The 7,963-nt window shown below is 61.8% G+C and carries 8 protein-coding genes; 5 read left to right on the forward strand and 3 right to left on the reverse strand.

Annotated features, from left to right (window positions below):
• Positions 1-397: 397 nt before the first annotated feature.
• Positions 398-625 carry a hypothetical protein gene (locus tag IWX63_RS16005; RefSeq protein ID WP_133083018.1) on the forward strand — a complete coding sequence of 76 codons (228 nt, stop codon included), beginning with the start codon at positions 398-400 and terminating at the stop codon, positions 623-625.
• 335 nt (positions 626-960) lie between these two features.
• Complete coding sequence (locus IWX63_RS16010; RefSeq protein WP_199279151.1) at positions 961-2,688, forward strand: hypothetical protein; 1,728 nt, start codon at positions 961-963, stop codon at positions 2,686-2,688.
• Between the two features lie 447 nt (positions 2,689-3,135).
• Here IWX63_RS16010 and IWX63_RS16875 read toward each other — a convergent pair whose 3' ends face one another.
• Entirely contained in the window at positions 3,136-3,261 is a 126-nt protein-coding gene (locus IWX63_RS16875; protein WP_334685939.1) for a hypothetical protein, read from the reverse strand.
• Positions 3,262-3,675: 414 nt separating this feature from the next.
• On the opposite strand from IWX63_RS16875, the gene IWX63_RS16015 reads away from it, so the two are divergent.
• The 3 genes from IWX63_RS16015 to IWX63_RS16025 all read left to right on the forward strand — a co-directional run bounded on the left by IWX63_RS16015 (position 3,676) and on the right by IWX63_RS16025 (position 6,708).
• A complete protein-coding gene (locus IWX63_RS16015) occupies positions 3,676-4,269 on the forward strand; it encodes an AAA family ATPase (protein ID WP_199279152.1) in 594 nt (197 codons plus the stop codon).
• Between the two features lie 22 nt (positions 4,270-4,291).
• Positions 4,292-4,504, forward strand: coding sequence for a hypothetical protein (locus IWX63_RS16020; protein ID WP_199279153.1), 213 nt, complete (start codon positions 4,292-4,294; stop codon positions 4,502-4,504).
• Positions 4,505-6,366: 1,862 nt separating this feature from the next.
• A complete protein-coding gene (locus IWX63_RS16025) occupies positions 6,367-6,708 on the forward strand; it encodes a hypothetical protein (protein ID WP_199279154.1) in 342 nt (113 codons plus the stop codon).
• A gap of 39 nt (positions 6,709-6,747) precedes the next feature.
• Here IWX63_RS16025 and IWX63_RS16030 read toward each other — a convergent pair whose 3' ends face one another.
• Both IWX63_RS16030 and IWX63_RS16035 read right to left on the reverse strand, forming a co-directional pair.
• Positions 6,748-7,086: a histone-like nucleoid-structuring protein Lsr2 gene (locus IWX63_RS16030; RefSeq protein WP_199279155.1), complete on the reverse strand. Its 339-nt coding sequence runs from the start codon at positions 7,084-7,086 to the stop codon at positions 6,748-6,750.
• Positions 7,087-7,293: 207 nt separating this feature from the next.
• The gene (locus IWX63_RS16035) at positions 7,294-7,626 is read right to left on the reverse strand and encodes a hypothetical protein (protein ID WP_199279156.1); all 333 of its coding nucleotides are present in this window, start codon (positions 7,624-7,626) and stop codon (positions 7,294-7,296) included.
• Positions 7,627-7,963: the final 337 nt, after the last annotated feature.

The following is a 7,963-nucleotide window of genomic DNA, read 5'->3' on the forward strand; positions in this document are numbered from 1 at the left end:
GACCGACCCCGAGCCACCCTGGGCTACCTCACTCCCCGGGAAGTCTTCACTCGACTACTCACCGACAATGTTGCTTCCACCGGTTGACACCAAGCCAACTAGCAATGGAAGGTGCTGCGTGCAGATGAGCTTGCTCTACCGACACCGCCAAGCCGTGCTGGCAGCCTCTTACACTGCGCACGCTGCACTATCCGGACTGCCTGTGACGCAGACGGCGATTTGGTTGAACTGGAGTACTCGCGTTGACTGCAACCATCTCCATCGAGGATCGCGACAGCTCCAAGGACTCGTGGACTGCCGGTCTCAGAGCCCAAGCGGGCGAAACATGAGCAGATTTAAGGGCGACACGCCCGCCGGGTATGGGCTTAATCCATTTCAGAAATCTAGAGTGCGTTGTATGGCTATTCAGAGGAACAGGTCGGTTGGCCGCCCATCCAAGGGCGATCGCCACGTCGTTACCGCGCGGATTCCCACTGCCGAAGCAGAGAAGCTCTTCGCCATCGCAGAAGCGCTGGGCACATCGGCCAGCTCGTTCATCGCTGAGGTGATGTCCGAAAAGCTGGCGTCCATGAACCTCGACCAGATCACAAGCCAGGAGGCACTCCCACTCTCCAAGGCTTCATAAAAAAGAGGCCCGCCGAAGCGGGCCTCTTCATATTCAAGTTTCCAAGCGTTTCACCCACTCGCCGCCAAGCTCCGGGTGACGCGCTCTACCGAGTACGTCCTTTTCAGGTCGTGCCCTTAGTCGAAAGCATACACCGAGTGCTCGAAGCACCTCCAGCTCTTTATGCCGCGCCGCGCCGTGATGATTCACACTATGCAGCTGCATGGGTTCTTGCGCCCCTGATCGCGGGTCAGCCCATCTATCGGGTCGGCCGATGGATTGGGGATCGTTTCCAGTACCCGCGCCCGCGTACACCGCTGCGCATCACCGGCGCCCTGCCCTCCAAGCCGGCGGCCGTGCTAATCCACGATGTCGATGGCTCGGTGCAGACCCTGTGCCTTGACCTGGACACCTCCAAGGCACGGAAGGCCGTCGTGGACGACGACGCCGCGCGCTTGGGCGAGATTCTTGGCGCCGCTGGCCTGTCCTTCGTCGAGGACCGGTCCCCCAGCGGCGGCCGGCACCTGTACGTGCCCCTGCAGGAGGCCATCACAGCGGCTGAGGCGCGTTCACTTGTGGAAGCGCTTGGGGTGCGCGCGCCGAGCCTTGATCCGAGCCCGCACCAGAACATCACCGATGGGTGCATCCGTGTCCCGGGATCCGCGCACAAGTCCGGCGGCCACCAAACCCTGATCACGCCGCTCACGCAGGCTCACGGGATTCTCGCCCGCCGCAACCCCGCCACTGCGGTGGCCGCGCTGCGGAAGGCCCTCGCCCCGGAGCTGTACTGCCTCGAGCAGACCCGGCGCCGCACCCAGACACGCGCTGCGGCCGCGACCGCCGTCCTGCAAGCCGCCGCACCGGCACAGGCCGCTGGGAGGACGACGGGCGATAATTCGCCGCTGCGCGTGGTGGCCCGTACAGGTCTGTACGAGGCCAGCCGGTATGCCAGCGACTCCGAGGCCCGCATGGCGGTCCTGAACCACTTCGCCGCCTGCCGCTGGAGCCTGGACCAGGTCCGCGCCGGGATGGACGAGCAGTACGCCGGCCTCACCGCCCTCTACGGCACCAAGATCGACCGGCTCCTGCCCATCGAGTGGGCCAAAGCCCAATCCTTCACCGCCACCCAGACACCCACCGGCCCCAGGGCCCGAGCTACGTCCGGAGCCCGACCGAAGAACCCCTTCCAGCGCACTGGGAAGAAGACTGCGCATAACTTCACCACAAGCCCTACTTCACTCACGGGGGGCAGCCCACAACCGGCTCAGCCGCATCAACCAGCGCCCAGCCCGACCTCCATCCACGAGCTCGTGAACGATCTCGAAAATGTTCTCTACGCGGTGCTCGATCACAGGCTCAAAGATCAGGGTCGTGCCGGGATCAGCTTGAGGTTCCTCATCCGCGCTGTGCTGGCGTATATGAGGACCAACCAGACCAACCTCCTCGATGTCGGCTGCCGGACCTTCGCCGTCGCACTCGGGAAGGACCACGTCACCATCGCCCGCCTCTTGCCCCTGCTCGAGACCGCATCAGCTGGGATCCTCACCCGGATCGACCGGGGACGCGGTCGGAACGCCGACACCTACGCCGTGCAGCTACCGGCCGAGTTCCAGCAGCTTGCCCGTGACCTGACCTGGCGCAAGGGCAAAATTCACGCCATTCGGCCCGTGTTCCGGGCCCTGGGAGACGTCGCGGCCCTGGCGTATGAGGGCATCGAACGTGGCCGCCACTCCCCCACCACCGCGGACCTCACCCGCACCACCGGCATCAGCCGGCGCGCCCTCACCGACCACCTGGCCCGGATGGAAACGTTGCAGATGATCCGCCGGCACCACGGCCGCTGGGAGGTCGTGAGCACCACCAACCTCCACCAGCTCGCCGACCGGCTCGGCGCCACCGAGGACCGCGAAGCCCAGATCACCCGCTACCGCAAGGAACGCGCCGCTTGGCACGCCTGGCTCGACCGGCACCTACTCCCCCGCCTCGAAGAACACGACCTGCACGACCCGGAACGCGACGACTACTGGTTACCGCCCCTTGAGGACGACGACGAGCATCAACATTCCCTCTGGCACGCCGCTTAACGACCACGGATTCCTCGCTCCGACCACACCCCGAGGTGTGATGGACTTGCGCTGACTGTGCTGACCCATGGGGATTGCCTACTCAGAGGTCGCCACGATGTCACCATCGAAGGAATGCAGTCATGGAAATCGCAACCGTCATCGCCGTAGCGCTGGTTCTGTTCGCCGGAGTAATCCTCGGGCCTCGTGCCAAACGACGGAAGGACAACAAGACCCCCTAACGGGCGTCTTCACCGTTCACCGGTGTCCCCGCTGTGCTGAGCCTCCTGCCCACCTGGGCACGGCACAAGCCCCCGGCGCTTCGCTGCTTGTCCCGCACACACGTGGACAGCAGGAACCATCAGCCCGCCTGCACCCACCCACCACGTCACCGACACGGAGATCTCACCTTGAGCGAGCAGTGGGTGTGCACAGCCTCCACGGACCCGAGTCCAGTACTGCCACCGGTTAGGTCCCGGAGCGGTTCCTGACCGGGATCTCGCGGCGGGTGCACTGATCCGGGCGTACCCACGCCTCACGGGCACGGGAGAACTCCACCCACTGCGCGTACACCGCGGTCGGGGTCCACGCCATCGCGAAACCCTTCACGGTCTGCTTCCCGCCATCCGGGTACTCCAGCGCAACCCACAGCGCCGGCGCCCTAACCGGCTCCGTTACCGGCCCATGGGGCGCGTCGAGCTGTAGCGGAGGCACGAAGCGGTCTGCGCTCGGCGGAATACCGTGCCACCCAGGACGAGGAGCTGAAGTCATCGGCACAACGTACTGGGCTCCCCCGACATCGAGCCCCACTCCCCTACCAGGGGTTAACTCCCTGGGGGTCGGTCGGAAAGCCTTGCGACGGCTGGGTCAGCGGTAGAACGCGACATTGCTGCTTGTCGCACCCTCTGGTGGTTCCTAGGACGCATGTGGATGAAGCTACTGCCCCAAAAACAGAGACACGGCTATCTGTGCCTCCGTATTTCTGTGTTTCAGTGCTAGGCTCGAGGCATGAAAGTTGCCCTCGTAAACCTCAAAGGTGGAGTAGCGAAAACCACCAGCTCCATCTACATCGCTGCTGCTTTGGCGAGAAAAGGCACGGTCGTGCTGCTTGACGGTGACCCTCAGGGGTCCGCATCAGACTGGACGGGGCTCATCGAAGAGAGCGGGGAGTTGATGCCCTTCGCTGTGAGAGTCGTCAATCAACGCACAATGGAGAAGGCCACTCATGGGTTCGACCACAGCGTGATCGACACTCCCCCAGGCAACCCTCAAGTCATCGACGCCGCCATTGCCAGCGCAGATGTCGTGGTCATCCCTACCGATGCATCCGCGATGGACATCCAGCGGGTGTGGCCCTCGATTGAGGCTGCCGCACGAGCCGGTAAGCCCGCCGCCGTGCTCATTGTCCGCGCGCGACTGAACACTAGAAGCCTCGCGATAGCAGTTGAGACTTTCGAGAACGCTGGTGCCGCTGTCATTGACGCCTACATCCCACTCCGCGAAGACATCAAGAACGCTTACGGCACCATTCCGACCAACCTGCACGGCTACGACCAGGTAGCACTCGACCTACTGGAGGTACACAATGGCATCGCCAGCTAAGAAGCCATCACTCGCAGAACGAATGGCACCCAAGGTGACCACGATCGACCCGGCGCTCTCGAGCAACGGACCCTCAGTCTCCTCATCCTTCAAGAACGCCAACGAAGACTACGCGAAGCGACTCACCCTTGACCTGACGCTCGCGCAGCACCGCAAGCTGAAGCTGCGAGCCATGGACACTGGAGTCCCCATGGCACAGATCCTCCGGGACTTCATCGACGGAATTACCGATTAGCCTTGCGGTCCGGGCAGTCAGCCACTCCCCCACCGCCTGACGCCGAACGATGAGCAATCACGCTTGCACAGAAATACGTAAACACGGATAGTCTCAGTGATCACAAAGGGGACCTTCGTATTGCATGAGGGCCGGCCTGCTGGCTGGCCCTCATGCATTCGCTTTTGAGCCCAGTCGAGTTTTGCTTCCAGGGAAGCAAGCAATCCGTAGATAAAGAAACACAGAAATACGCCCGGATAGCTAGCCCGATGGTGGATGTGCGACTCCTGATCGTATGGAGTTGCCGAATCTCGCGGCCTGAGCAGGCAGCCACTCCCCCACCATAAGAGATGGTGAGGATGAGTACTGACGACGGCACAGAAATATGTAAACACGGATGACCCCTGCAGCTACACCTGGCCCCCACCTCGCAAGCGTCAGTCACAGGGACGGGTCACGTGAAGGCCCAGATGCAGGCAAGTCCCTGTTCCGCAAACTTGAGCATCCGTAAATGAAGATACACAGAAATACAGTTCCACAGAAACACGCGTCGACCTTCAACGGTCGGTGAATCTGCTGACGCGAGGGCTGGAGCACACTGCGCCCTTGAGCACTGTTTGCGGGCTGTGCGCCGGACTCACGGCAGTCCAAGGGTCCCCCTGCCTCCCTTCGCTCAGGTGTCGGACACGCCTGAAGCAACTGAAACACAGAAAGCCGTATCAAAAGAAAGCCGTGAAAACAGATTTCCGTGTTGACGGGGTGAGCACCGCTGAACACAGTGTGTCCTGGCAACACCGCGCAATTCCGGGTCCGCCTCCGAAAATCCAATCCGCTGGTCCGAGATCTGCGTATTCCCGCAACTGGAAGCCGCGAGGCGCGCGAAAAACCGGGATGCCATACGCGTGAACACAGAAAAATGTAAAAACAGAAACGCGTAAACACAGACGTAGGCCGCAGCTGCATGCAGTCGCCATCCATGCTCGGCGGAAGGCCTAACTTGGCGCACCGCTCCAAGTCAGGCTTAAGGCGAGTGGCCCCGAGCGGTTCAGTTTTGGCGCGTAGGCCTCCAGTGCGGCAAATGGGAGAGTGCTAGAGCAGGGTAGAGGCGAGAGCTCGCGGCTGTGGCTTACGACAGTTGAGTGCCAGGGTGTGTCCGCCCGGACCAGGGGAGTGGTGGTCGTGAATCCTGAACTCGGTGGGTCGAATCTACATGTCGAGCCATCAACGGTGCGTGGATGGCCAATACGGGTCTGTTGATCTGTAAATCTGTCTATACTGCCATCTGTGTATGCGTGAATACGCATACACAGCAATCTGTGTTTCTGTATGCTCTTGACTGGGGATGTGCCTAGGTTGTGGAGGGCTGGTGTTTCGCGCCGGCCTGCACGATGTTGTCGGGTGATCCTGCCTCGAGTTGAGTGTGGCGAGAGCAGTGGTCGATGGAGTGGGTGGTGGCTGCGAACAATGGGGGAGTGGTGCTGGCGCTTGTTCACTTCTGATGGTGTGGCACTCACGGTGTAATGCCGGTCAGGCACTCGAGGGAGGTTGTGCGCGGCCACTGCTTTCTCGAGGTGAGTTTTTTGGGTGTCGGTGACTTGGGTGGTTGTCTGCAGGCGTCGGGTTGATTCGTGCAGTCCAGGTGTGTGTGGGCTAAGCAGGGGAGCGGGGAGGGCTTGGACTGTGCGCAGGCGGTCAGGAGGCAGCGCGAAGGCCCTACCCGCAGCCGTGGAGGGCGTGCTGCTGGGATCATTGATGCCGGAGATGGGGAAGGCCCCGGCCGGCTGCCTGATTGGGGGGATCAGGGAGACGTGGGGGGCCTTCACTACCGTTGTACACCGGGGGACGGCCGTCCCCATAATGCCGATGATGGAGGAGTCCAGCTGATGAGGAAACCGCCATACGCCGGGCCCAGCGATACTAATGACTTCGATGATCTCGGCCCGGATGAGGCTGCGAAACTGCTTCACTCGTACCGGTTGCTCGGGGATTGTTTTGAGCTTTCCGATGACGAAGACATGTTCGGGCGGGGCTGGCTGATCGAGGGCTGGCGGGATCTGCTGGAAGGTCATCAGGAGAAGCTGCTGCGTGCGGAGCGGGAGATGGCGGCCGCCGTCAGCCTCGCCCGCCACGAGGGTGGATCCTGGGACGACATCGCCCAGGTGCTCCGGTTGCCGCCGGCTGAGGTGCGTGCACGCTTCGACCGGCCGGCCCAGGACCAGGGCTGAACCAGCCCTGGAAGCCGGTGTCGGAGCTGGGGGAGGGGTTTAGTGGGCTGCGGTGTAGGCGTCGAGGATGGTCTGACTGATCCGTCCGCGGGGGCTGGGGTTGTGGCCGTTGTCCTGGGCCCACTGGCGGATATGCTGGGTGTCTTCACGCTTGGACCGGTTCGTGGACGTCCCGGATGTCGAGGACCGCTGGCTTTTCCTGCCGGTGGCTTTGCGTGCCTTATCCACGTATTGGGCGAGGGTGGTACGGAGTTTCTCCGCGTTCTCCGTGGTCAGGTCGATCTCGTACTCGGTACCATCGACCCCGAAACGGACGGTTTCCTGGGCGATTTCTCCGTTGAGGTCATCGACAAGTTCGACCTGTACGCGCTGTGCCATTATCTGGTTACTCCTAGAATCGTTGACAGTAAATTGCTAATCCCCATTCATCGACTCTATCGCAGAACGAATATGTCCTGCACACCTGCGTATTACTCGAAAAGCACCAAACCATTACGTGTGGCTGATTGCTGGTTTGTTGCCAGCTGATTCGCGGGCTTACACCAGGGCTCATATCAGGTCTATGCCCGGTGTGCGTGGTGTGGATTACTGGTGCGGGGGAGTGGGCCTGTCAGGAGATTTGTCCGTCGATTCGTCATCGGATTCATCGGCGGGGGCGGGGGTGACGGAATTGAGCCATACCCAGCCCTCCCGGTGGATCTGGATGAGGGGTTCCAGGAACCGGATCTTCACGGCGGTCCTGGTGTAGGAGACGGCGTGGGCCTGTATGCGGAAGGCCTTAGAGGGGTACCAGATCCACGCGTACACCCGGCGCGGTTCCGGGAAGTCGGTGGCAGGAGTGTTCTCGAGGTCGAGTTCGGCCGCGGTGAGTATGATGAGTTCCTCGCGCATCACGAACTCCTCGATCTGCTCATCCATTGCCCGGGCGTAAAAATTCTCGAATCTTCGGTTCTGACCCATCACCTGACACCCGCTTCACCACCTCCGGTACGTATCACCCCGGTCTAAACCGGTCACACCCCGACTGGACCCAATAGAGGCATCGATTGTGAGCTGATCAGGAAGTTGGTGGCGCTGCTCAGCTTTGGCTGGTGTGCTGTTAGCCTCGATCTTTCATGAGGCGGTTTCGTTGGTGTGATCGGGGCTTACTGGCTGCCTGGTGTGTTTGATTCTGGCAGGTGGGTGTGACGATTCTGCCGCTGACTGTGGCGGTGGTCGGTGATGCTTCCACGTCCATCACGGTGGTCCTGTTACT

Source organism: Arthrobacter sp. CAN_A2 (assembly GCF_015752045.1).
Lineage (GTDB): Bacteria > Actinomycetota > Actinomycetes > Actinomycetales > Micrococcaceae > Arthrobacter_D.